The sequence below is a fragment of the Maritimibacter alexandrii genome (assembly GCF_005871115.1).
Classification (GTDB): Bacteria; Pseudomonadota; Alphaproteobacteria; order Rhodobacterales; family Rhodobacteraceae; genus Maritimibacter; species Maritimibacter alkaliphilus.
In genome coordinates, this window is the sequence record NZ_SWKQ01000009.1 from 1444628 (window position 1) to 1465906 (window position 21279).

The following is a 21279-nucleotide window of genomic DNA, read 5'->3' on the forward strand; positions in this document are numbered from 1 at the left end:
GAGGTGGGAGGGGCAGATGGCCACCGGGGACAGGAAGCGCATATGGGGCTGGTACTGGTTCGACTGGGCGAGCCAGCCGTATCACACCGTTCTGCTCACATTCATCTACGGGCCCTTCTTCGCCACGGTCGCGACGGCGTTCTTTCTGTCGTCCGGGATGGCCGAACAGGCCGCGGATGCGCGGGCCCAGACCGTTTGGTCGATGTGCCTGACGATCACGGGTCTCATCATCGGGTTCGGCGGGCCGATCCTTGGGGCGCTTGCGGACACGTCGGGCCGCCGCCGCCCGTGGATTTACCTGTTCACGCTGCTCTACGTCGTCGGTGCCTGGTCGCTTTGGTATACCGATCCTGCGGGCGGGAATATGTGGCTGATGCTGTTCGCGTTCGGCATCGGTTTCATCGGCGCTGAATTCGCGTTGATCTTCGTCAACGGCCAGTTGCCCGGATTGGTCGAGGATAGCGAGGTCGGCAAAACCTCGGGTTCCGGCTTCGCTTTCGGCTATGTCGGCGGGATCGTCGCGCTCATCATCATGCTCGCGATCTTCGCCGAGGGTGACAACGGCAAGACCCTGATCGGTCTGGAGCCCGCGTTCGGCCTCCTCGACGGTTCGACGCGTGAGGGCACGCGGTTCGTCGGGCCGTTCGTCGCGATCTGGTTCATCGTCTTCATGGTGCCTTACTTCCTGTGGGTGCGCGAAGACGACCTGCCGCGCCGCAAGCATTCCATATCCAAAGCCCTCGGCGGGCTGGGCCGTTCGCTGCGCGCGCTCAAGGATCGCCGGTCGCTCTTGAACTTCCTGCTTTCGTCGATGTTCTATCGCGACGCGCTGAACGGGCTTTACGGTTTCGGCGGCGTTTACGCGACGCTCGTCCTCGACTGGCAGGTCACGTCCATCGGGATCTTCGGCATCATCTCGGCGATCTCCGCCGCCCTGTTCTCGTGGCTCGGCGGCAAGGTCGACAGCTCCATCGGACCCAAGCCGGTGATCGTCGGCGCGATCCTCGGCCTGAGCCTCGTCATCGTGACCATCGTGTTCATGGACCGGCAGTCGGTTTTCGGCATCGCGCTCGCCGAAAGCTCCAAGCTGCCGGACATCATCATGTTCGGCGCGGGCATCGTGATCGGCGGCATGGGCGGCACGCTTCAGGCCGCGTCCCGCTCGCTCATGGTGCGCCATGCCGACCCGGCTTCGCCCACCGAATACTTCGGCCTCTACGGTCTGTCGGGCCGCGCGACCGCCTTCATCGCGCCCGCCCTGATCGGGCTCGCCACGACCATCACCGGGTCGGCGAGACTTGGCGTATCCCCTCTCATCCTGCTCTTTCTTCTGGGACTCGTTCTGTTAGTCTGGGTGCGACCGGATGGAGAGGAGTTCACCACCCCATGATCCGCCGCATTCCCCGTGCGCTTGTCGCGACCGTCGCGCTGACGGGCGCGCTTCTGGCCTGTTCGTCGGACAACCGTCCGGTAAGCGGCAAGGCCCCGCCCGCAAGCGAATACGACCTGACCGCCGCGCGCGAAATCATCTCGACCGCGAACGAACCGGCGAAGCAACTGTTCGGCCATAAATCCGGGCCGTCGGCGCAGACACCGGCGGCGTGGGGGTTCTACTCCAAAGGGTGCCTTGCCGGTGGGGCGCAACTGCCCGAAACCGGGCCGACGTGGCAGGCGATGCGCCTTAGCCGCAACCGGAACTGGGGTCATCCGCAGCTGATCGACTACGTCAAGGATCTGTCCGCCAAGGCCGCGCGTCAGCCGGGCTGGGCCGGGCTTTATGTGGGGGATATGAGCCAGCCCCGTGGCGGGCCGATGTTGACGGGACACGCCAGCCACCAGATCGGGCTGGACGCCGACATCTGGATGCTGCCGCCCACGCGGCTCGACCTGACCCCGACCGAGCGCGAGAACCTGTCGTCGATCTCGACCCGTCGCGCCAACGGTGCCTATGTGAACGAGAACTGGACGCCGCAGCATCATCAGGTGCTGAAGGCCGCCGCCTCCGACCCGCGCGTCGCGCGCATCTTCGTGTTTCCCGGCGCCAAGGTTCAGATGTGCAACGACGAGACCGGCGACCGGTCCTACCTGCGCAAGATCCGGCCCTGGTACGGTCACCACTATCATTTCCACGTGCGCCTGAACTGCCCTGCCGGCATGTCCGGCTGCACGAACCAAGATCCGCCGCCACCGGGTGACGGGTGTGACGACGCGCGTCAGTGGGTCGCCAACATCCTCAACCCGCCGCCACCGGACCCGAATGCGCCGGCCCCGCAGCCGCGCCGTGAAATCCGCCTCGCGGATCTGCCTCAGCAATGCGCCGCCGTCTTGCAGTCGCAATAACCGCCTTCGCGCTGGCGCCCTCCGCCATCGCCCAATCGCCGCAGCCCGCCCAATTCGCCTCCAGCACGCTCTGGTCGATTGCGGACGAGTCCTTCGGCGGCTGGTCGGGGTTCGAGGTCGATCCCGACGGGGTCGGCTTCGTCACCGTATCGGATCGCGGCCTGATCGTTTCGGGGCGGCTGTTGCGCAACGCGAACGGCTGGTTGATCGGGACCGAGACGGGGCCGATCCTGACGCTGACCCACACCGACGGCGACCCGCTTCCGCGCTATTGGGACGACAGCGAAGGTCTGGCGGTCGCCCCCGATGGCCGCGTGTTCGTGTCGTTCGAGGCCGAGCACAGGATCAACGAATACAACGACGCCGCCGTCGACCGCGCGGTCCACCTGCCGCGCGCCGAAGGCTTCAAGGATCTCCAGAACAATTCCTCGCTCGAGGCATTGGCGATCGATGCCGACGGCGCGCTTTATACCCTGCCCGAACGCTCGGGCGAACTGCCCCGGCCCTTCGACGTGTTCCGGTATCGTGACGGCGAATGGACGATCCCCTTCACCATCCCGCGCCGGGGCGATTTCCTGCCCGTCGGTGCCGACATCGGCCCGGACGGGCGCTTCTACCTGCTCGAACGCCGCCTGTCGTCGTCACAGCTTGGCTTCGCCTCCCGCGTGCGCCGCTTCGATCTGGGCGAGGATACGCTCGACGGTGAGATCACCCTGCTCGAAACCCAGCCGCGCACGCACGACAACCTCGAAGGCATCGCGGTCTGGCAGGACGCGCTGGGCGACATGCGCATCACCATGATCTCCGACGACAACCACCGCTTTTTTCAGAAGAACGAGATCGTCGAGTACATCGTGCCGGGCGACCTGCCGCCGCCCGAGGACAACCAATCCGACGAAACGCTTGATCCGGACGACGAGAACCTGTAGGCCCCGCCCGTCCTGCATGAGCAGGGCCATGTCTCCGACCACCATGTCAAAACGGATCAAACACATGACCCGCATTCTTCCCGGCATTCTTGCCATGGCCGCCGTCGTGGTGGCCTCGAACATCCTCGTCCAATTCCTGCTCGGCAACTGGCTGACCTGGGGCGCGTTCACCTATCCCATCGCGTTCCTCGTGACCGATGTGATGAACCGCGTCTACGGCGTGCAGGCCGCGCGCCGCGTCGTCTTTACGGGCTTCCTTGTCGGCGTCGTCTGCTCGCTGATCGGCAGCCAGATCATGTTGCAGGGCGACGGCTATGAATTCGCCGCCGTATCTTTGCGCGTGGCCGTCGGCTCCGGCATCGCGTTCCTGACCGCGCAGCTTCTGGACGTCGCCATCTTCGACCGCCTGCGCGGCGGCCGCTGGTGGCGCGCGCCCTTGGCCTCAACCCTCATCGGGTCGGCGGTCGATACGGTGCTGTTCTTCTCCATCGCCTTTTCCGCCTCCATCGGCGTTTTCTTCAGTGAAAACGCGACCTTGGAGACGTCTTGGGCGACCGAAGCCGTCCCATTTCTGGGCGTCGGCGGCGTGGTCCCGCTCTGGGTCAGCCTCGCCTTTGCCGACTGGCTTGTCAAACTTTCGCTCGCTTTGGTGGCACTTGTGCCGTTTCGTGTGCTTGTCGCGAAACTTTCACCAAATCCTGCGTAAAAAATGTTGACCCATACCAGATATGTGGCACCCTTTTCTTATCGTTATTCAACTCGAGGAAAGGAGGTGTCCATGTCTAGAGAATTCACGGAGAGAGGTGCCGGGACAAAGTAGAAGCGCCCAACCGGGGCAGCCCTCGGTTGGTAGCGGGCTAGGCTGACAGTGTCTAACCGGCCCCACCTCCAGACTTCTCGAAGGGCCACCCCAGCGGTGGCCCTTTTCGCGTTCGGGGGTCAAAAAACGCCCGGATATTTCCATATGAAACCCATATGAATTCAGTATGAGTCAGTGATGATCCGCGTAAACGACCAGATCACCATTCAGGACTGGGAACTCACCGAGTCCTTCGTGCGCGCCTCGGGCCCCGGCGGGCAGAACGTGAACAAGGTGTCAACGGCGGTCGAACTGCGGTTCGAGGCCGAACGCTCGCCGCACCTGCCGGACCCGGTGAAACGGCGGCTCAAGCGGCTGGCCGGGCGGCGCTGGACGACCGACGGCGCGCTGATCGTCTTCGTGCAGGACACCCGGTCACAGGCGCGGAACAGAGAGCTGGCCGAGGAGCGGCTGGCGGACCTGGTGCGAAAGGCGCTGGTGGCGCCAAAGGCACGCGTGCCGACGAAGGTGTCCGCCAACCAGAAGCGCAAACGCGTGGACGCGAAGAAGAAGCGGGGGGAGGTGAAAGCGCTCCGGGGGAAGGTGGAGGAGTGAGGGGGCCGTAATCGCCTTAGAAATAGGTTGCCTGTCCAACGCTTTTTGTTTCACAAACAAACTCATAGGCTTCTGTGATCTAACGGCTGCACCACCCAGATACTAACTGTTTCTAGATTTCGCATTGACCGTTGAAGCGAAGCAGTTTGATTGAAGTAGAAGGAACGTCCACGTGGCAGATTATCCCTATATTCCAGTTAAACAGGGCGATGATGAATTCATATTGACCGCAATTCCAGCTGAACATCTGGTCAAAATCGCATATGCTGCCGTCCGTCGGCAAGATGAAGAAGAAGGTGCGGTGCAGAGGATCCTGAACAACTCCCGAATTTCAGGTATTAGAGACTTCGCACTTAAAGGCGGTGATTTCCCAGCAAGTATTGTCTTAAACTGGGTTAAGGGCCCTTTGAGAAAACAGAACGGGAAGGTGTCCGTCGGTGAAGGCGATCGATCAGCCCAAATTATTGACGGCCAGCATCGAGTCGCTGGGTTGCAGGCTGCAATTGAGGAAGACAACAAAGTAGGCCGCATCGTTGTCCCCGTTGCCATCTACGAAAATTTAGACACACCGAAGAGCGCACGAATCTTTATCTCAATTAACACCGAGCAAAGACCCGCACCAAAAAGCCTTGTTTTCGACCTGTACGGTGTCGCGGGAACAGATCTCGTTGACCCGGGTGCCCTTAGGGCAGGTGACATCGTGTCTTTCATAAGCGGGCCGGACCAGCCATACGAAGGTTGGATTAAGCTTCCGAACGCAAAACGTCAACGAGGAGGCGTAGCGCTTTCCACGGCTGTTTCAGCGATTAAGCCGCTGGTTGAGGAAAAGGCCATATTGGACCAAATTGGTGCTATAGAGCTTGAGTTGCAAAAACAGATTTTTTCAAACTACTTTTCGGCATTGGCCGATAAGTATGGGAAGTACTGGAGCGACAGGAATAACGCATTTCTGTATGCATCTGGTTTCATTGGAGCGGTCGAGTTTTTTCGGACAAAGATGATAGACTACTGCCGAGTTACCGACTCATTTGAAAAGGAAACAATGTCGGAGGCATTGGAGCTGTCGTCCAGCAACTTGATATTTCAGTCTGAGGTCAAAGGGCGGGGTGGCTCAGATGCTGTCACCTACATACGGGAACGACTTCAGGAGGCATTTGTCGGAAAGACCGGCAAGCAACGGTTTAAGGTTTAATGTTTGATGTCAAATCTGGCGCGAATATCGGTAGCCTTGCTCGACCAAAAGCCGTCTGGAGTTCAGCTGAGACACTTTCAACTCAACTACGCAAGCTATCTAAGCTCCGAGATATCCCAGTATGTCAGATCGGATATAAAGAGTCTTTCGAAGGCGGCATTCATTTCGTATTCCGAAGCACTGAACGGTGTTCGGAAAGGATGCGCCAGTTGGGCCATAATCAAGCTCTACTACTGCGCTTTCTATGCGGTCAAGGCACTACTGCTTGATGTTAATGTTGTAACTTTTTCAAACAAGGGCGAGTTCTGCGCGAACGTAGACACTGGAGACGTTAGAAAAGGCGGTCGGTCTAGCCACATATATAATTGGAATGCACTCCGAGACCTTTCAGCATCTTCTCCTTGGTTCCTCTCTGAGGATACTGAGGCAGTGTACACCGAGCTCCGTTCACTGCGAGAAAGGGCCGCTTATAACAGGTACTTCTCAGACCCAAACTTCCCCGGCGAAATATCCGGCTTCAAAGCGGAGAAAGAGGCTAGAATGATCTAAGAGTATAGAGACGACGACAGTTTTTTTTATACCTTTTTGGACGGACACTTTCCAGTTGCGTTGCCTACAAAGCTTCTCTCTGAAATGGCGGGACGCTTTTCAGAGGTTTTTTCAGAACTTTCAGAGGATGAGGTCTCACATATGAAGAATCTATGGAATCTTAAGAATAGCCCGCCGCTTCACGTTTAAACCACAACCTCCCGCTCAACCTGATCCCCAACCCCGAACACCCGCTTATACCGGGCCACTTCGTCAATAGGCCCCATCGCCTTCGCCGGGTTATCCGAGAGCTTCACTGTGGGCCGCCCCTCGGCGGCGACGGCCTTACACACAAGAGAAAACGGCGCCAGCGCGTCGTCCGGGGCCAGTCCGCGAAAATCGTTGGTCAGAAGCGTGCCCCAGCCGAAGCTGACGCGCACGCGGTCTGCGAACAGGCCGTGCAGCCGCTCGATCTCCTCCACGTCCAGCCCGTCGGAAAAGATCACCATCTTCTCGGCAGGGTCCTCGCCCCGCTCCTGCCACCAGCGGATCGCCGTCTCGGCCCCCTCCACCGGGTCGCCGGAATCCACGCGGATGCCCGTCCACCCGGCCAGCCAGTCGGGCGCGTTGTCCAAGAACCCCTTGGTCCCGTAGGTGTCGGGCAGGATGATGCGCAGGTTCCCCGAATGCTCCTCATGCCAGTCCGCCAGTACGTCATAGGGCGCGTGGGCCAGCGCGGCGTCATCCTCCGCCAGCGCCGCCGTCACCATCGGCAGTTCATGCGCATTGGTCCCGATCGCCTCAAGATCGCGGTTCTTGGCGATCAGGCAGTTGGACGTGCCGACGAACGCCGGGCCAAGCCGCTCCACCATCGCCTGCACCGCCCAGTCCTGCCACAGAAAGCTGTGCCGCCGCCGGGTGCCGAAATCGGCGAGCTTCAGGCCGGGCAGGCCGCGCAGAAGCTCGGCCTTTTCCCACAGCCGCGTCATGGCGCGGGCATAGAGCACCTCCAGCTCGAACCGCGCCATGTCGCGCAGCACGGCGCGGGAACGCAGTTCCATGAGAACGGCGAGGGCGGGGATTTCCCACAACATGACCTCGGGCCACGCGCCTTCGAACGTCAGCTCATACTGATCGCCCACGCGCGTCAGGTGGTAGGGCGGCAAGCGCAGCCCCTCGAACCACTCCATGAACTCCGGGCGGAACATCTGGCGCTGGCCGTAGAACGTGTTCCCGCGCATCCATGTGCTCTCGCCACGGGTCAGTGACAGCGTGCGGATATGATCCAACTGCTCCCGCAACTCCTCCTCGTCGATCAGGGTTGCGAGCGGCACCTCGGTCGCCCGGTTGATGAGCTGGAACGTGACCTGCGTGTCGGGGTGGTTGCGATGAACCGACTGACACATCAGGAGTTTGTAGAAATCGGTGTCGATCAGCGACCGGACGATCGGATCGATCTTCCAAGTGTGATTGTAGACGCGTGAGGCTATGTCGACCATGATCCGCATGTGAGCCGGGGCGGCAGGGGATTTCAAGCATGAAGGCGGTTGTGATGCGCGGCTACGGGGCGGATGCGTTCCGGGTGGAGGACATCGCGGAGCCAACCGTGCGGCGCGGAGAGGTCCGCGTCCGGGTCATGGCCTGCGGAGCGAACGCGTCCGATTGGGAATTCGCGACCGGGCGGCCATTTTACGGGCGGCTGGCCCGAATGGTCATGCGGGTGCGGGTGGCAGGCTCCGACGTCGCGGGCGTGGTCGACGCGGTGGGCGAAGGCGTCACGGGGTTTTCCGTGGGCGAGCGCGTGGTGGCCGACACGTTCGAAAGCTTCGGGGGCTTCGCCGGCTTTTGCGTGGCCAAGACCGACCGCTGGGTGCGCCTCCCCGACGACATGGATTTCACGACCGCCGCCGCCCTTCCCCAATCCGGTGCCATCACCATCGAGGCATTCGAGGGCAAGCTCGCTCCCGGCCAACGGGTGCTGATCAACGGCGGCGGGGGCGGCGCAGGGCCGCTCGCGATCCAGATGGCGAAACGCGCGGGGGCCGAGGTCTGGGCCGTGGACAATGCCGCGAAACAGGTGGTGATGCACGCGGCGGGTGCGGATCACCTGATCGACTACCGCAAGACGGACTTCGCCACGCTGTCCACCACATTCGACAACATCCTCGACCTTGTCGCGACCCGGCCGATGCGGACCGTCGCCGGATGCCTGACACCAACGGGCCAATACCGCCTCGTCGGAGGTGCCACCAGATTCATCATCGCGGGCGCGCTGCCGCCAAAGCGCACCGGCCTCCTCATGGTTCCGCAGGGCCCCGACATGACCCGGCGCATGGTCGCCCTCGTCGCAAGCGGCGACATCACGCCCCATATCGGCGAAACCGCCCCGCTCGCGGACGCGCCCGCCGCACTGAACCGCATGGGGGCCGGCGAGATCGCCGGAAAACTGGTGATCACCCCCTGATCTTCTCTGTTTCCCGAAACCTCGGAGGGGAGCCGGTGCTTTGCCCCGCAAAGGACCGGCTGGGGAGGCTGGCCTCCCCACCGCGTCGACCTGCCGCAAGGCAGGGTGGCGCAAAAGCTGCGCGCGCAAGCGCACGATTTGCGACCCCACGGTCTCGTGACGCGCGGGGGCTTCGCAATTCGTTCGCGAGTGCCCTATATCCGGAGTATGCTGCAATGCAGCAAGGAAAGGCCGGGTGATGGACGGAACGACGATCAATGCCGTGAAACTGGATGTGGCGCTTCAGGGCGGCGGGGCACATGGCGCCTTCACCTGGGGTGTGCTCGACCGACTCCTCGCTGACGAGAGCATCGACATCACCGCGATTTCCGGCGCCTCGGCGGGCGCGATGAACGCGGTCGTCGCGGCCTCCGGTCTCGCCGTCGGGGGCCGGGACGGTGCGCGGCGGTCGCTCGCGTCGTTCTGGGAGGCCGTGAACCGGGGCGCACGGCAACTCGCGCCGTTCATCGCGGTCTTCGACGCTTTCCCGAAGTGGACGTCGGCCACGGCGTCCTGGCTGAACCTGATCTCCGGCGCACAACTGTCGCTGACCCCGCATCCGCAGAACGGGCGGCCCGCACAGATGCTGTTGGAAGAGATCGTGCGCGATCACGTCGATTTCGCGGCGCTCCGGCGCCCGGACGCGCCGCGCATCTTCATTTCGGCCACCAATGCCCGCTCCGGTGCCGCGCGCATTTTTCGAAACGACGACGTGACGCTGGAGGCGGTCATCGCCTCGGCCTGCCTGCCGCTGGCCTTTCCGGCGGTCGAGATCGAGGGCGAGGACTATTGGGACGGGGGTTATTCCGCCAATCCGCCGCTGGTGCAGCTTGTGCAGGAAAGCGGGAACCACGACCTCGTGCTGGTCACGGTCAACCCGATCAACCGCAGGCGCACCCCGTCCTCGCCGGACCGTATACCGGACCGGATTTCGGAACTGACCTTCAACCAGACGCTGACCAAGGACATTCGCGCCATCGCCTTGCTGAAGGCGGAACTGGACGGGCGGCCGCCGGTCTGCGGCGTGCCGTTCATCCAGTCGATCGCGAACCTGCGCCTGCATGAAATCCAGAACGAGATCGCGATGCGGGAGTTCGACCCGAAATCCAAGATGTTCCCTTCATGGTCCTTGCTCACGGACCTGCACGGACTTGGGTCCGACACGGCCGCGGAGTGGCTGGCGGTCCACAGGGCATCTCTCGGCGTGACGGGCACGGCAAAGCTCGAAGAACGCTATCTCTAACCGATCAGCGTAACGCCGGCGTCGCTCATGCCGGCCAGTGCCGTGTCGAGCGACCCGTCCGCGTCGATGGCCCGGCACAGGTCCAGCCGCACCGTCACCGCGAAGCCAAGCCGCGTGGCGTCCATCGCCGACCAGCCGACACAGAAATCGGTCGCCAGCCCGACGAAGGTCAGCCGTGTCGCGCCCCGACTGCGCAGGTATCCCTCCAGCCCGGTGGACGTGCGGTGATCGTTCTCGAAAAAGGCCGAATAGCTGTCGATCTCGGGCCGAAACCCCTTGCGAAGGATCAGGTCGGCAGGGTCCGTCATCAGGTCTTCGTGGAACGCCGCGCCATCGGTGCCCTGCACGCAATGGTCGGGCCAGAGCACCTGCGGCCCATAGTCCATGTCGACCATTTCCAACGGCGCCTTGCCGGGATGGGACGAGGCAAAGGAACTGTGGCCGGCCGGATGCCAGTCCTGCGTGAACACGCGGATGGGAAAGTCGCGGATCAGCCGGTTGATGCCCGGCACGATCTCGTCCCCGCCGTCCACCGCAAGCGCACCACCGGGGCAGAAGTCGTTCTGAACATCGATGACGATGAGCGCGTCGGTCATGCCGTCACCCGTTGAACCGGGCCGTGATGCGCCGCCCGCCGCGCGAAAAGTCGACCCGCCACCACCGTGACCCGCTTTCGACTACGGCCTGAAGCTCATCGGCCGATGTGACGCTGATCTGGTTGACCGCGTGGATCACGTCGCCGCGCTGGAACCCGGTGCGCTGGGCGGGCCCTTCGGCATTGACCACCACCACGCCGATCGCGTCCATCGGTTGCCCGAGGTTGCGCGCGATGTCCGGGGACAGCGGCGACAGGGTCAGACCCTGAAATGGGCCGGGCACGGAAATGGTGGCCAGCGCCGCGAGCGTCCCGCGCGGGGCGGCCACGAGCGTCACGCGGGCGGTGTGATAGCCATCGGCATTCAGATAGCGAACCGACACCTTTTCCCCCATCGGGTAGGTGGCGAGGCGGAAGTCGAGTTCGGCGGCGGCATTCACCGGCAAATCCTCGATCGCCACGATCACGTCGCCCGTCTTCAGCCCGGCCGCCGCAAAGGGGCTGTCCTTGGAAATCGAGCGGATCAGGACGCCCATAGGCAGGTCGAGCCCCAGAGCGCCGGCGAGCGAGGCATCGACGACCTGCACCTCGACCCCGGACCATGGCCGCTCGAACCGGTCTTTGCCCTCGGCGGCCTGAGCGACCACCTGTTTCACGAGGTTCGCGGGGATCGCGAAGCCGATGCCGTTCGACCCGCCAGATCGGGTGACGATCTGCGTGTTGATCCCCACGAGGTCACCGTTCATATCGACCAGCGCGCCGCCGGAATTGCCGGGGTTGATCGGCGCATCGGTCTGGATGAAATAACGCCCGCCCTGAAGCAGTGCCCCGCCGCCCTGCCCGGTCCGCGCAAGGCCGGAGATGATGCCCGACGACACGGTCTGACCCACGCCGAAGGGGTTGCCGATGGCAAGCACGAGGTCGCCGACGGCAAGCGCATCGGAATCGGCAAAGTCGAGCGCGGGCAGATCGGGCGCATCTTCGAGCCGGATCACGGCCAGATCGGCGGCCTCGTCGGCCAGAACCAGTGTGCCCGCGTATTCGCGGCGGTCGGCCAGAACGATCTGGATGTCGGTCGCGTTGCCGACGACGTGGTAGTTGGACACGACCAGACCGTCCCCCACGATCACGCCGGAGCCGAGCGAGTTCTGCTGTTGGGGCGGAATCTCGAAGTCCCTGAAAAACTGCGAGAAAAACGGATCGTCCGCAAAGGGGTTGCGCCGTTCGATCACGCGCGAGGCATAGATGTTCACGACAGCCGGGGCGGCCTGTTCGACGACCGGCGCGAAGGACAGTTGCATCTGCGCGGTCGAGGTCGGCACCTGAGCCGGGGCCGCCGCGGCCAGAGGCAGAAGGGCAATGCACAAGGCGAGGGTGCGGATCATGGGCTCCTCCGTGTTGCGTTTCGATTTGGCGCAGCGCCCCGGCAAATTCAAGACAATGCACCGATCCGGCCCAAATGCCGCCTCAATCCGGGGCGAGATTCATCCCATCGAATGTGCTGCCACTCCCGGATTTCGACGAATGACCCACGAAACCTACGAATATACGCTGACGACCGCCAAGGGCTTTCTGCTGATGGTGATCTGCGGGCTGATTACGGTCTGGGCCGCCTATATGGCGATGACCCACAACGGGAGCCTCGATCTGGGCGCGGTGACCTTCGGCCCGCAAGGGGCGACCTTCGCCTATGGCGTGCTCGGGCTGGTGACCGGCTGGGTCACCTTTGACGAAGTGCGCAACTGGATGCGCCCGTCGGAACAGAAGGCGCCGATCGTGCTGGACAACGAGGCGATCTCGGCCCCGGCCCAGCCTGACAATCCCGCCGTTCTGCGCCTGACCTACAAGGGCATTTCCGACATCAAGACGCGTTCGGTCTCCGGCACCCGTGTGATCGAGATCCGGCATATGGACGGCAACCTGACCATTTCGGGCTCGGCCCTCGGCAGCCGCGAGGCGTTCGACAGCCTGCTCCAGTCGCTTCAGGCCCGCGTGGCGCTGACCCGTGGCTATCGCTACTGAGCGTCGCACGCCCACCAGAGAGACTTGATCGGAACCGGCGCCGGGCGTAAGCCCCGCGCCATGTTCACCGTCTGCGCCCTGTATCACTTCACGCCGTTCGACGACCCCGCCGCGATCAAGGGGCCGTTGGCGAAGTTCTGTTGCGAGCGCGGGATCACCGGATCGCTGCTGCTCGCGCGCGAGGGGATCAACGGGACCGTGGCCGGGACAGACGCGGCGATCCGCGAGCTTGTCGCCTATATCAACGCGCTGCCGGGCTGTGCCGGGTTCGACTATAAACTCTCGCAGGCATCCGAGCAGCCGTTCGGACGGATGAAAGTGCGGCTCAAGCGAGAGATCGTGACGATGGGCCAGCCCGACGTCGACCCGCGCGCCTCGGTCGGCCACTACGTTGACCCCGCCGACTGGAACGCCCTGATTTCGGCGCCCGATGTGGCCGCGATCGACACCCGGAATGACTACGAGGTCGCCATCGGCACGTTCGACGGTGCGGTCGACCCCGAAACCGCGAGCTTTCGCGATTTCCCGGCGTGGTGGGAGGCGAACAAGGATCGCTTCCACAACAAACGGATCGCGATGTTCTGCACCGGGGGCATCCGATGCGAAAAATCGACGAACTACCTGATCGGGCAGGGGGTCGAGGACGTCTTTCACCTCAAGGGCGGCATCCTCAAGTATCTCGAAGAGGTGCCCGAGGACGAAAGCCTCTGGCACGGCGAATGCTTCGTCTTCGACGGACGCGTGAGCGTGGGGCATGGGCTGGTCGAAGGCCCGCATGAGATGTGCCATGCCTGCCGCCGCCCGATCCTGCCCGAAGACAAGGCCCGGCCCGAGTACGAAGAGGGCGTGTCCTGCCACCAATGCATCGACGACTATGACGACGCCCGGCGCGAGCGGTTTCGCGAACGCCAGCGCCAGATCGCGCTGTCCAAGGCGCGCGGCGAAAAGCACCTCGGCCCGCGATAGTGGTTTCGTCGCAGGCTGACGCCTGCGCCGACCCGTTGGGGGGAGGCCAGCCTCCCCCAAACCCCCCTCCGAAGTATTTTTGAAACAGAGAAGGTTGGACGGGGGCTCGTTTGGGGTTCGGATGTGTGGCGGGTGATGCTAGCCTGACAGGATAGGGCAGGAGGGGCGTTTTGCGGAAGTTAGGGGCGATTGTCGGTTTTGCGGTGATGTGCGCGAGCGGTGTGGTGGCGCAGGACTGGGAGACGATGGAGACCATCGGTGGCGCTTGGGACACCGAATGGGGCGAGGTCTGGGTCTTTCAGAACGGGTCGCGCTACGACGGCAATTATTCCGAGGACAACGGGCGCTTCTGGCTCGAATTCACCGATCACGTGTTTGAAGGCTACTGGGCCGAGGACCTGTCGGACGTGCGCTGCGACGTGGAATACATGGGGTCGTGGTATTGGGGGCGGCTGGAGCTTTCCAACAGCGACCATTTTCCGGGGTTCCTGATGCGCTGGAGCTATTGCCGCGCCCCGGTGGACCGGATGTGGGCCTTCTACGAACGCCTGCCGGACGGGCTGTGACGGGAAAGCGGCACGGGTTCCGGCGGGCGCCGGGCGCGCCGGTTTGACGGGGCCCGGCGGTTCTGGGAGGGTCTGTGATGCCCGATTTCATTCTTGCGCTTCTTTATGGCGCCGCCGTCGGATTGATGATCCCGCTTGGCGGGGCGCTGGCACGGATCGAACGGCTTCAGCCCCGCTGGCTCGAGCAGGAGTTCCGCCACAGCATGATCGCGCTGGCGGGGGGCATCCTCGTCTCGGCTGTCGCATTCGTTCTTGTCCCGGATGGGCTGGAGCTTCTCCCGCTCGGGCCGGGGCTGGCTGCGTTCTTTGCCGGCGGGGCGCTGTTCGCGCTGATCGAACGGCGTCGCAAGGCCCGTGGGCGCGCGGCTAACGCGCAACTGAGCGCGATGCTGACCGATTTCGTGCCCGAGGCATTGGCGCTGGGGGCGCTGATGGCGACGGGGTCGGGAAACGGCGCGCTTCTGGCCTTTTTCATCGGGGCGCAGAACCTGCCGGAAGCGTTCAATGCCTTCCGCGAGATGATGGCGCATGGCAAACGCAGCGCGGCGCGGGTGACGGGCGCCTTTTTCGCGCTGGCCGCAGTCGGACCGATCGCGGCGGCGGTCGGGTTCCTGTTTCTGAGCGAATTGCCTGCGGTCACCGGGAGCATCATGCTCGCCGCCGCGGGGGGCATCCTGTTCCTGACATTCGAAGACATCGCGGTGAAAGCGCACCTGAAATACAGCGAAGCCCCGTCGCTGGCGGCGCTGGCGGGGTTCGGGCTGGGGATCGTCGCCATGTCCGTCGTCGGCGCCGGGGCGCCCTGATCGCCCAACGCCACGTTTCCGTGGGTTCGTGAAACCTTTGGTTGAGGTGAACCCGTTCCTTTCTTACCTGTTGGGAAACGAAAAGGAGTTCCCATGCGCTATGTGCACACGATGGTCCGTGTGACCGATCTGGAAGAAAGCCTCGATTTCTGGGTGAACAAGGTCGGCATGGTCGAGATCCGGCGCAAGGATGTGCCCGAGGGCAAGTTCACGCTCGTCTTTCTCGCCGCGCCCAAGGACAAGGAGAGCGCCGAGGCGACGACCGCGCCCGAGCTCGAGCTGACCTACAACTGGGATTCGGATGAGACCTACAAGACCGGGCGCAGCTGGGGGCATCTGGCCTACAAGGTCGATGACATCTACGGCTTCTGTCAGAAGCTGATGGACGCGGGCGTGACGATCAATCGCCCGCCGCGCGATGGTCGCATGGCGTTCTTTAAATCCCCTGATAATATTTCCGTGGAATTGATTCAGGACGGCCCCGCGCTTGAGAAACAAGAGCCGTGGGCTTCGATGGAGAACGCGGGAGACTGGTAGGAGGTATCATGTCCCACAGACTGCAAGATCTGGTTCGACTGAACGCCCGCGACCGTCGCGGGATCGCCCCTGTGGGTGAGGGCGATGGTGCATCGCCCGCATCCTTTGCCGCACACCAGCCCGCCGATCTGAGGGCCGAGACCGAGGTGGCGCTGGGTGCGCTGCCCAACGGGCTGGCCGATCGGATACTGGCGCGCTTTGACCCGGGCCGGGTGATCCCCGGATCGTTCGGCACCGACCGCGACATCCTGTTTTTCGTCCATGTGCCGATGACGGCGGGCAATGCCGTGATGGGCACGCTCAAGGGCGTGTTCGACCGAACGCGGACCATCGGGGCCAATGCGTTGGGCGGGGACCTCAAGGCCGAGTGGCAGGCGGCGCTCGACGCGCGGGAGGCGGCCAAGGGGCGTTTGCGTCAGGCTCTTGCCGGGCCGCTCAAGTTCAAGCGGTTGTCCGAGGTTGTAAAAGGGGCCAGCGAAGTGCAATTCGCGAGCTTCATTCGCAATCCGGCGGACCGGCTGTTTTCCGACTACGTCGCGCAATCGTCGCCGGACAACCCGGACCACGCGGCGTTTCTGGAGGAGTTTCCGACGTTCGAGGCCTATGTCGACGGCGCCCCCGCGAACCCGCAGCTTGCGCAACTCGTGGGCAAGGCGGGCAATGTGTCGGAGATGCTGGAGCGGCTGGTGTCGACCTATTCCTTCCTCGGGGTGAGCGAGCATGTTTCGGCCTCGCTCGAACATTTCCGGCGCTCGCACAACCTGCCGACGCTGAGCGACATCTCCGAAGCGGCGGCGGGGCAGGCGGCGAAGCTCACACCTGCACTCAGATCGCGGATCTGCAAACGCCACATGGCCGACTGGCTGGTCTTCTCGCTTGTGGAACCGGCGATGGCCGGGTTCGAACAGCGGCTGGCGGCGGTGGCCTATCCGGATCGCTCGCGCCCCTGAAGGCGCCGTTCGGCGATGCCGACGAGCCAGACGATCGTGATAGCGGGCAGGGTGACCATCAGCGCCAGCGCCCAGAGGCCCAGCCCGCAGGCCAGACCGACCGAGGCCGCCAGCCAGAGTGAGGCGCCGGTCGTCAGGCCCTGAACCTTGCCGCCGCTGAAGACGATCATCCCGGCGGCAAGAAAGGCGACACCGGCGGTCACCGCCTCGATCACGCGGATCGGGTCATAGCGTGCCCCGTCGCCCCAGGCCTCGCCCCGGTTCATGAGTTCCAGCATCAGGATGCAGTAGACGGCGGCGGCCATGCCGACGAGCATATGTGTGCGCAGTCCCGCCGGGCGGTCGCGCGCCTCGCGTTCGAACCCGATGAGGCCGCACAACAGCAAGGCGCCCGCCAGACGGAGGGCGAGGATGCCCAGCGGCAGGAACGTGGTGGTCGAGAATTCTTGGGCGAGTGTGTCTAGCATGGCGGTATGGGTAACCACCCGACAGGCCCTGCGGTTCCCGGTGACTCTCCGCTTATTTGCGGAACCTACGGAAACTTCGGAACAAATCTGTCGCAAGGTTTGTTAGTGTTGCATCGAATCTTGCAAAAAACAGGGAACGTAGGAGACAATCATGAAAGCCCCAATTTTCGCGGTCGCTGCCGCTTCGGCCCTTTTCCTCGCCGGGTGTGAAACCCAGAACCAGACAACCGGAACGGCGGTCGGTGCGGCCACGGGTGCTGCGATCGGCGGTCTGACCTCGGGCTCGCTCGCGGGTGCAGCCGTGGGTGCGGCGACCGGTGCGGCCGCAGGCAACCTGATCGGTCGCGCGGCGGACGAGCGCAATATGTGCATCTATCAGGACAGCGCCGGCAACCGTTACAAGGCGGCCTGCCCGGCCTGATCCGGCCACGATGGACAAAAGAAAAGCCCCGCTCAGGCGGGGCTTTTCGCGTTTCAGGGGGCGGGATTAGGCGGCGTTGAGCCAGTCGTCGACTTCCCGCTGGACCTCTTCCTTGGACTTGCCGTAGCGCTCCTGAAGGATGCCTTCCAGCTTGGTCCGGTCGCCGTTGATCACGTCGAGGTCGTCATTGGTGAGCTCGCCCCAATGGGTCTGCGCGTCACCTTTGATCTGCTTCCACTTGCCTTGCACTTGGTCCCAGTTCATCGGGAGCCTCCTTTCGTTGCAGCATGCAAGCGAAACGTTCGATCTCGTCTAACGGTTCCCGACCGGGATCGGCGGATGCGTGTGGTCCGAGGGAATGATCTCGGCGTCGAAACCGTGGATCGGGAAGTCGATGACGACAGAGTAATGGGTGTCGGTCTGGTCGCGGGTGACCTTGGCCTCCATCGTGCCCACGAAAGCGCGCACGAGTTGCTCGCCCAGCCCGGTGGATACGTCGTCCTCAGGCTCTTCCCGGTCGAGCGCCAGCGTGTTTCGCACGGTCACCACGCCCCGGTCCGTTCCCGGTGCACAGTCCAGCCGGACCTCGATGACCGGCGTTTCTCCCGTGCTCGTCGGCCCCATGTGTTTGAGCGCATTGGTGACCAGTTCCGAAACGGCGAGCGATAGGGGCACCGCCTGATCCGGGTAAACCTCGCAGTCGTCGTAATGCGCTTCGAGCCGCACGTCGGTGGAGTCCCCGGTCTGGGCGGATTTCACCATCTGGGCGACGATGGTCTGGAGCAGTTCGCCCGCCCGCACCCGTTCGGCCGTCGATGTCTCGTAAAGGTTCTGGTGGACGCGGGCGATGGACATGACCCGTTGCTGAATATCGCCGAGTGCGGATTTGATCGCCGGCGTGCGCGCCTTGCGGATCTTCATGCCGAGGATCGACACGATGAGCTGAAGGTTGTTCTTCACCCGGTGATGCACCTCTTTCAACAGAACGGTGCGCTGGTGGATCGTGTCGTAAAGCTCGGCCTCGTCATGCAGGATGTTCTCGGCCAGCCGCATCCAGGTTTCTTCCATGTCCCGGATTTCCGTCGGCAGACGGCGGTCGGCCCGCGGTTCGACGAGTTTGCGCGAGCGCATGAATTGAAGCATCCGGGCGCGCAGGTTGCGTGTCGGTTTGATGACCATGCGCTGCACGGCGTAGAACGCGACCAGAAGGCTGACGAGCCACATGAGCAGGGGAAACAGCATCGAGGTGCCGAAACTCATGCCGTTGGCCACGGTGTTGCGGCGGTACTGCCAGCTTCCCAGTGCATAGACCTGTCCCTGCACAATGGGGACGAGCGCGAACACGCGGCGCTGGCCGCGCGCGTTTTCGGCGATGAAGGCCACTTCGCTGCCACCGGCGGCAAGCGCCCGGAGGGATCGGTTCGCAGGCAGGTTCGCCGACAGGTTGGTCGCGTCCGAAGACGAGGTGAGAACCTCGCCATCGCCATTGAAGGTGATGAGTTCGAGGGGGCGACTCGCCGCCTCTTCATCCGTGATGGTCGGTGTCGTGAGACTGCGGTGCGGCAGCGAGGCGACGACATAGCCGTCGTAATCGCCGCCATTGATGACCGGAAGCGACACGACGATGACCGAGGTCTGGCTGATCGAACCGCGCAGCGAGAATTTGACGCGCGGGCCGGGGTTGTCGACGAATTCCTTGTGCAGGGGCCGCTCTGCCAGGCTCGACCCCATCGCGTCGGAGGCACACAGAATATCGCCGTTGCGCCCGACATACCCGATGAAGGACAGCTCGGGCGTGTCCCTGAGCAGCGCGGACATCGGTTGCTCGCACGGATACCCCGCTTCGCGCAGGACCGGGATCATGGTCACGACGGTCTTGGCCACGCCCGTCGCGGTTCTGATCGCCGCCTCCTGTTCGGCGGCGGCGTCAGACGTGAGCGCCAGAAGCGTGTCCGCCAGATCGCGGTCGGCGCGATCCAGCAGTTGATAGGTGGTGGCAACGGAAATGAGGCCAACGGGCAAGAGCGCGATGGCAAGGAGACCGGCGATCCGAAAGGTAAGCGACCGGCTCCGTTCCCGGAACGTATTGATCAATGACCGGTCTTCCTCACTTGCATTCCGGAATTCAGGACGGCCATGGTCGCGCTGTCGGTAAGTTCCAGTCCATCGTCATCGTTCAGTTCGAGAAGCTCGGCCAGCCGGGCACGGCCCCGGTTGATCCGGCTCTTGATCGTGCCGATGGCGACGCCACAGGTCTCGGCGGCTTCCTCATAGGACATGCCCGAGGCGCCGACGAGGATCAGCGCTTCGCGCTGCTCGACCGGCAGTTCGGCGAAGACCTTTTCGAAATCCGCCATCGCGAGCCGTCCGTCATGGTGGGGCTTTTCGCTGAGCGTGCTGGCCATGGCACCGTCCACATCTTCGACCTCACGCTTTTTCTTGCGCAGGTCCGAGTAGAAGGTGTTGCGCAGGATGGTGAACAACCACGCGCGCAGGTTGGTGCCCGGTTTGAATTTGTCGAAGTTTTTCCATGCCTTGACGATCGTGTCCTGCACGAGGTCGTCGGCGGCGGCGGAGTTTCGCGTCAGGCTCGCGGCAAAGGCACGCATCGCCGGCAGATGCTCGACAACGGCTTCGCGCGGGTCCACAGGTCGCACATCATTTGCCATGAGCGGACCCCTGATCGTCCTGCTCGCGCAGTTGCGCCAACAGTTCCATGAACTTGTCCGGTACATCTTCGTCTAGCTTGCTTTGAAAGACTTTCCGGAGGTTCTGGTCGATCTTTTCGTCCCAGCGATCCTTATCGTTGTCCTTGGTCATAGTCGTCCGTGTCCCATCGTTTCTTATCTGCCTCGATTGCGCACACTTTTTTTGCCGTCTTCGGGAACCAAACCCGGTCCGGCGTGTTTTGTTCCCGACGAACGTGAAAAAAATGGGGAAATAAACAGGGATGGATGGGATGCCCGACTCCGATACAGAATTTCTCTCAGTCAAGATCGCCGCGCTGCTTCCGTATCTGCGGCGCTACTCGCGTGCACTGACCGGGAGCCAGAAGACCGGCGACACCTATGCGGCGGCCACGCTTGAGGCGTTGCTCGAAGATCGCTCGGTCTTTGAACTCGGCTATGACCACAAGGTCGCGCTGTTCCGCGCGTTCCACCAGATCTGGTCAAGCTCCGGCTCGCCGGTCGAAGTTGGGGAAGAGGGCATTCATGCCCGCGCCCAGCGTCATCTGGCCAAGCTGACGACCAACACCCGCGAGGCGTTGCTGCTTTACACGGTCGAGGAGTTTCCGACCTCGGACATCGCCAAGGTCATGGACCTCGACGAGGACGAGGTGAACCACCTCATCACCGTCGCACGGCGCGAGATGGAAGACAGCGTGAAGGGTCGCATCCTCGTCATCGAGGACGAGGCGATTATCGCGATGGACCTTCAGGATATCGTGGCCGACATGGGCCACGCGATCACCGGCGTCGCCCGGACCGAACGCGGTGCCGTCGATCTGGCGGGCAAAGAGACGCCGGACCTGATCCTGTCGGACATTCAGCTTGCCGACGGCTCCTCGGGTATCGACGCGGTGAACGCGATCCTCAAGAGCGCGGGGGACATTCCGGTGATCTTCATCACCGCCTTCCCCGAACGGCTCCTGACCGGCGAGCGGCCCGAACCGGCCTTCGTCATCACCAAACCCTATTCCGAGGATCAGGTGCGCTCGGCCGTCAGCCAGGCGATGTTCTTCTCCTCGACCGAGACGCTGGAGACCTGAGCCAGCCACACTAAAGGTGCGAAACGGCGTT

The 21279-nt window shown here is 63.2% G+C and carries 25 protein-coding genes; 17 read left to right on the forward strand and 8 right to left on the reverse strand.

The annotated features are described in order from the left end of the window. Positions 1 to 16 precede the first annotated feature (16 nt). From FCT00_RS07765 to FCT00_RS07795, 7 genes are all read left to right on the forward strand, one after another. Positions 17 to 1390: an MFS transporter gene (locus FCT00_RS07765; protein WP_138422491.1), complete on the forward strand. Its 1374-nt coding sequence runs from the start codon at positions 17 to 19 to the stop codon at positions 1388 to 1390. After that, entirely contained in the window at positions 1387 to 2340 is a 954-nt protein-coding gene (gene mepA, locus FCT00_RS07770; protein WP_008331840.1) for a penicillin-insensitive murein endopeptidase, read from the forward strand. The genes FCT00_RS07765 and mepA overlap by 4 nt, the downstream gene beginning before the upstream one ends. Beyond that, on the forward strand, positions 2313 to 3269 hold the full coding sequence (locus FCT00_RS07775; RefSeq protein WP_138422492.1) for an esterase-like activity of phytase family protein: 957 nt from the start codon (positions 2313 to 2315) through the stop codon (positions 3267 to 3269). Before mepA ends, FCT00_RS07775 begins: the two co-directional genes overlap by 28 nt. A gap of 64 nt (positions 3270 to 3333) precedes the next feature. After that, positions 3334 to 3975 (forward strand): queuosine precursor transporter, encoded by a 642-nt coding sequence (locus FCT00_RS07780; protein ID WP_138422493.1) that lies wholly within the window; start codon positions 3334 to 3336, stop codon positions 3973 to 3975. A 291-nt stretch (positions 3976 to 4266) separates the two neighbouring features. Continuing rightward, positions 4267 to 4683 (forward strand): alternative ribosome rescue aminoacyl-tRNA hydrolase ArfB, encoded by a 417-nt coding sequence (gene arfB / locus FCT00_RS07785; protein ID WP_138422494.1) that lies wholly within the window; start codon positions 4267 to 4269, stop codon positions 4681 to 4683. Between the two features lie 172 nt (positions 4684 to 4855). Then, a complete protein-coding gene (locus FCT00_RS07790; RefSeq protein WP_138422495.1) occupies positions 4856 to 5875 on the forward strand; it encodes a DGQHR domain-containing protein in 1020 nt (339 codons plus the stop codon). A 36-nt stretch (positions 5876 to 5911) separates the two neighbouring features. Next, a complete protein-coding gene (locus FCT00_RS07795) occupies positions 5912 to 6424 on the forward strand; it encodes a hypothetical protein (protein WP_138422496.1) in 513 nt (170 codons plus the stop codon). Between the two features lie 185 nt (positions 6425 to 6609). Here FCT00_RS07795 and pncB read toward each other — a convergent pair whose 3' ends face one another. Next, positions 6610 to 7902 carry a nicotinate phosphoribosyltransferase gene (pncB, locus tag FCT00_RS07800; RefSeq protein ID WP_138422497.1) on the reverse strand — a complete coding sequence of 431 codons (1293 nt, stop codon included), beginning with the start codon at positions 7900 to 7902 and terminating at the stop codon, positions 6610 to 6612. Between the two features lie 38 nt (positions 7903 to 7940). Between pncB and FCT00_RS07805 the strand changes: the two genes are divergently transcribed. Continuing rightward, positions 7941 to 8867: a zinc-binding dehydrogenase gene (locus tag FCT00_RS07805; RefSeq protein WP_138422498.1), complete on the forward strand. Its 927-nt coding sequence runs from the start codon at positions 7941 to 7943 to the stop codon at positions 8865 to 8867. A 238-nt stretch (positions 8868 to 9105) separates the two neighbouring features. After that, positions 9106 to 10149, forward strand: coding sequence for a patatin-like phospholipase family protein (locus tag FCT00_RS07810; RefSeq protein ID WP_138422499.1), 1044 nt, complete (start codon positions 9106 to 9108; stop codon positions 10147 to 10149). On the opposite strand, the gene pncA is transcribed toward FCT00_RS07810, so the two are convergent. Both pncA and FCT00_RS07820 read right to left on the reverse strand, forming a co-directional pair. Next, complete coding sequence (gene pncA, locus FCT00_RS07815) at positions 10146 to 10745, reverse strand: bifunctional nicotinamidase/pyrazinamidase (protein ID WP_138422500.1); 600 nt, start codon at positions 10743 to 10745, stop codon at positions 10146 to 10148. The genes FCT00_RS07810 and pncA overlap by 4 nt on opposite strands. Before the next feature lie 4 nt (positions 10746 to 10749). Then, positions 10750 to 12129 carry a trypsin-like peptidase domain-containing protein gene (locus tag FCT00_RS07820; protein WP_138422501.1) on the reverse strand — a complete coding sequence of 460 codons (1380 nt, stop codon included), beginning with the start codon at positions 12127 to 12129 and terminating at the stop codon, positions 10750 to 10752. A 139-nt stretch (positions 12130 to 12268) separates the two neighbouring features. On the opposite strand from FCT00_RS07820, the gene FCT00_RS07825 reads away from it, so the two are divergent. From FCT00_RS07825 to FCT00_RS07850, 6 genes are all read left to right on the forward strand, one after another. Next, on the forward strand, positions 12269 to 12766 hold the full coding sequence (locus tag FCT00_RS07825; protein ID WP_008331822.1) for a hypothetical protein: 498 nt from the start codon (positions 12269 to 12271) through the stop codon (positions 12764 to 12766). A gap of 60 nt (positions 12767 to 12826) precedes the next feature. Continuing rightward, entirely contained in the window at positions 12827 to 13732 is a 906-nt protein-coding gene (gene trhO, locus FCT00_RS07830; RefSeq protein ID WP_138422587.1) for an oxygen-dependent tRNA uridine(34) hydroxylase TrhO, read from the forward strand. Positions 13733 to 13938: 206 nt separating this feature from the next. Next, positions 13939 to 14298 carry a hypothetical protein gene (locus FCT00_RS07835; RefSeq protein ID WP_138422502.1) on the forward strand — a complete coding sequence of 120 codons (360 nt, stop codon included), beginning with the start codon at positions 13939 to 13941 and terminating at the stop codon, positions 14296 to 14298. A gap of 77 nt (positions 14299 to 14375) precedes the next feature. Further along, complete coding sequence (locus FCT00_RS07840; protein ID WP_138422503.1) at positions 14376 to 15104, forward strand: ZIP family metal transporter; 729 nt, start codon at positions 14376 to 14378, stop codon at positions 15102 to 15104. Between the two features lie 93 nt (positions 15105 to 15197). Beyond that, the gene (locus tag FCT00_RS07845; protein ID WP_138422504.1) at positions 15198 to 15641 is read left to right on the forward strand and encodes a VOC family protein; all 444 of its coding nucleotides are present in this window, start codon (positions 15198 to 15200) and stop codon (positions 15639 to 15641) included. A gap of 8 nt (positions 15642 to 15649) precedes the next feature. Further along, complete coding sequence (locus tag FCT00_RS07850; RefSeq protein ID WP_138422505.1) at positions 15650 to 16591, forward strand: hypothetical protein; 942 nt, start codon at positions 15650 to 15652, stop codon at positions 16589 to 16591. Here FCT00_RS07850 and FCT00_RS07855 read toward each other — a convergent pair. Then, positions 16567 to 17058: an MgtC/SapB family protein gene (locus tag FCT00_RS07855; RefSeq protein ID WP_008331804.1), complete on the reverse strand. Its 492-nt coding sequence runs from the start codon at positions 17056 to 17058 to the stop codon at positions 16567 to 16569. The genes FCT00_RS07850 and FCT00_RS07855 overlap by 25 nt on opposite strands. A 151-nt stretch (positions 17059 to 17209) precedes the next feature. Between FCT00_RS07855 and FCT00_RS07860 the strand changes: the two genes are divergently transcribed. Then, on the forward strand, positions 17210 to 17479 hold the full coding sequence (locus FCT00_RS07860) for a glycine zipper domain-containing protein (RefSeq protein ID WP_008331803.1): 270 nt from the start codon (positions 17210 to 17212) through the stop codon (positions 17477 to 17479). A gap of 66 nt (positions 17480 to 17545) precedes the next feature. Here FCT00_RS07860 and FCT00_RS07865 read toward each other — a convergent pair whose 3' ends face one another. Genes FCT00_RS07865 through FCT00_RS21430 form a run of 4 tightly spaced genes read right to left on the reverse strand, consistent with a single transcriptional unit; the run spans position 17546 to position 20299 of the window. Beyond that, positions 17546 to 17743 carry a CsbD family protein gene (locus FCT00_RS07865; RefSeq protein WP_008331802.1) on the reverse strand — a complete coding sequence of 66 codons (198 nt, stop codon included), beginning with the start codon at positions 17741 to 17743 and terminating at the stop codon, positions 17546 to 17548. A gap of 48 nt (positions 17744 to 17791) precedes the next feature. Beyond that, positions 17792 to 19573, reverse strand: coding sequence for a sensor histidine kinase (locus FCT00_RS07870; RefSeq protein WP_008331799.1), 1782 nt, complete (start codon positions 19571 to 19573; stop codon positions 17792 to 17794). Then, on the reverse strand, positions 19570 to 20148 hold the full coding sequence (locus FCT00_RS07875) for an RNA polymerase sigma factor (protein WP_040884789.1): 579 nt from the start codon (positions 20146 to 20148) through the stop codon (positions 19570 to 19572). Before FCT00_RS07875 ends, FCT00_RS07870 begins: the two co-directional genes overlap by 4 nt. Beyond that, positions 20138 to 20299 (reverse strand): NepR family anti-sigma factor, encoded by a 162-nt coding sequence (locus FCT00_RS21430; protein ID WP_008331795.1) that lies wholly within the window; start codon positions 20297 to 20299, stop codon positions 20138 to 20140. The genes FCT00_RS07875 and FCT00_RS21430 overlap by 11 nt, the downstream gene beginning before the upstream one ends. Positions 20300 to 20438: 139 nt before the next feature. Here FCT00_RS21430 and FCT00_RS07880 point away from each other — a divergent pair, with 139 nt between their 5' ends. Further along, entirely contained in the window at positions 20439 to 21248 is an 810-nt protein-coding gene (locus FCT00_RS07880) for a response regulator (RefSeq protein WP_040884787.1), read from the forward strand. Positions 21249 to 21279: the final 31 nt, after the last annotated feature.

Excerpts from the sequence above, each read along its gene's own strand:
- FCT00_RS07880 (WP_040884787.1), top strand. The coding sequence starts at position 20,439 with ATGCCCGACTCCGATACAGAATTTCTCTCAGTCAAGATCGCCGCGCTG.
- FCT00_RS07780 (WP_138422493.1), top strand. The coding sequence starts at position 3,334 with ATGACCCGCATTCTTCCCGGCATTCTTGCCATGGCCGCCGTCGTGGTG.
- FCT00_RS07765 (WP_138422491.1), top strand. The coding sequence starts at position 17 with ATGGCCACCGGGGACAGGAAGCGCATATGGGGCTGGTACTGGTTCGAC.
- FCT00_RS07805 (WP_138422498.1), top strand. The coding sequence starts at position 7,941 with ATGAAGGCGGTTGTGATGCGCGGCTACGGGGCGGATGCGTTCCGGGTG.
- FCT00_RS07810 (WP_138422499.1), top strand. The coding sequence starts at position 9,106 with ATGGACGGAACGACGATCAATGCCGTGAAACTGGATGTGGCGCTTCAG.
- mepA (WP_008331840.1), top strand. The coding sequence starts at position 1,387 with ATGATCCGCCGCATTCCCCGTGCGCTTGTCGCGACCGTCGCGCTGACG.
- pncA (WP_138422500.1), bottom strand. The coding sequence starts at position 10,745 with ATGACCGACGCGCTCATCGTCATCGATGTTCAGAACGACTTCTGCCCC.
- FCT00_RS07855 (WP_008331804.1), bottom strand. The coding sequence starts at position 17,058 with ATGCTAGACACACTCGCCCAAGAATTCTCGACCACCACGTTCCTGCCG.
- trhO (WP_138422587.1), top strand. The coding sequence starts at position 12,827 with ATGTTCACCGTCTGCGCCCTGTATCACTTCACGCCGTTCGACGACCCC.
- FCT00_RS07865 (WP_008331802.1), bottom strand. The coding sequence starts at position 17,743 with ATGAACTGGGACCAAGTGCAAGGCAAGTGGAAGCAGATCAAAGGTGAC.
- FCT00_RS07775 (WP_138422492.1), top strand. The coding sequence starts at position 2,313 with ATGCGCCGCCGTCTTGCAGTCGCAATAACCGCCTTCGCGCTGGCGCCC.
- FCT00_RS21430 (WP_008331795.1), bottom strand. The coding sequence starts at position 20,299 with ATGACCAAGGACAACGATAAGGATCGCTGGGACGAAAAGATCGACCAG.
- FCT00_RS07850 (WP_138422505.1), top strand. The coding sequence starts at position 15,650 with ATGTCCCACAGACTGCAAGATCTGGTTCGACTGAACGCCCGCGACCGT.
- arfB (WP_138422494.1), top strand. The coding sequence starts at position 4,267 with ATGATCCGCGTAAACGACCAGATCACCATTCAGGACTGGGAACTCACC.
- FCT00_RS07860 (WP_008331803.1), top strand. The coding sequence starts at position 17,210 with ATGAAAGCCCCAATTTTCGCGGTCGCTGCCGCTTCGGCCCTTTTCCTC.
- FCT00_RS07825 (WP_008331822.1), top strand. The coding sequence starts at position 12,269 with ATGACCCACGAAACCTACGAATATACGCTGACGACCGCCAAGGGCTTT.
- FCT00_RS07875 (WP_040884789.1), bottom strand. The coding sequence starts at position 20,148 with ATGGCAAATGATGTGCGACCTGTGGACCCGCGCGAAGCCGTTGTCGAG.
- pncB (WP_138422497.1), bottom strand. The coding sequence starts at position 7,902 with ATGGTCGACATAGCCTCACGCGTCTACAATCACACTTGGAAGATCGAT.
- FCT00_RS07840 (WP_138422503.1), top strand. The coding sequence starts at position 14,376 with ATGCCCGATTTCATTCTTGCGCTTCTTTATGGCGCCGCCGTCGGATTG.
- FCT00_RS07820 (WP_138422501.1), bottom strand. The coding sequence starts at position 12,129 with ATGATCCGCACCCTCGCCTTGTGCATTGCCCTTCTGCCTCTGGCCGCG.
- FCT00_RS07835 (WP_138422502.1), top strand. The coding sequence starts at position 13,939 with ATGTGCGCGAGCGGTGTGGTGGCGCAGGACTGGGAGACGATGGAGACC.
- FCT00_RS07845 (WP_138422504.1), top strand. The coding sequence starts at position 15,198 with ATGCGCTATGTGCACACGATGGTCCGTGTGACCGATCTGGAAGAAAGC.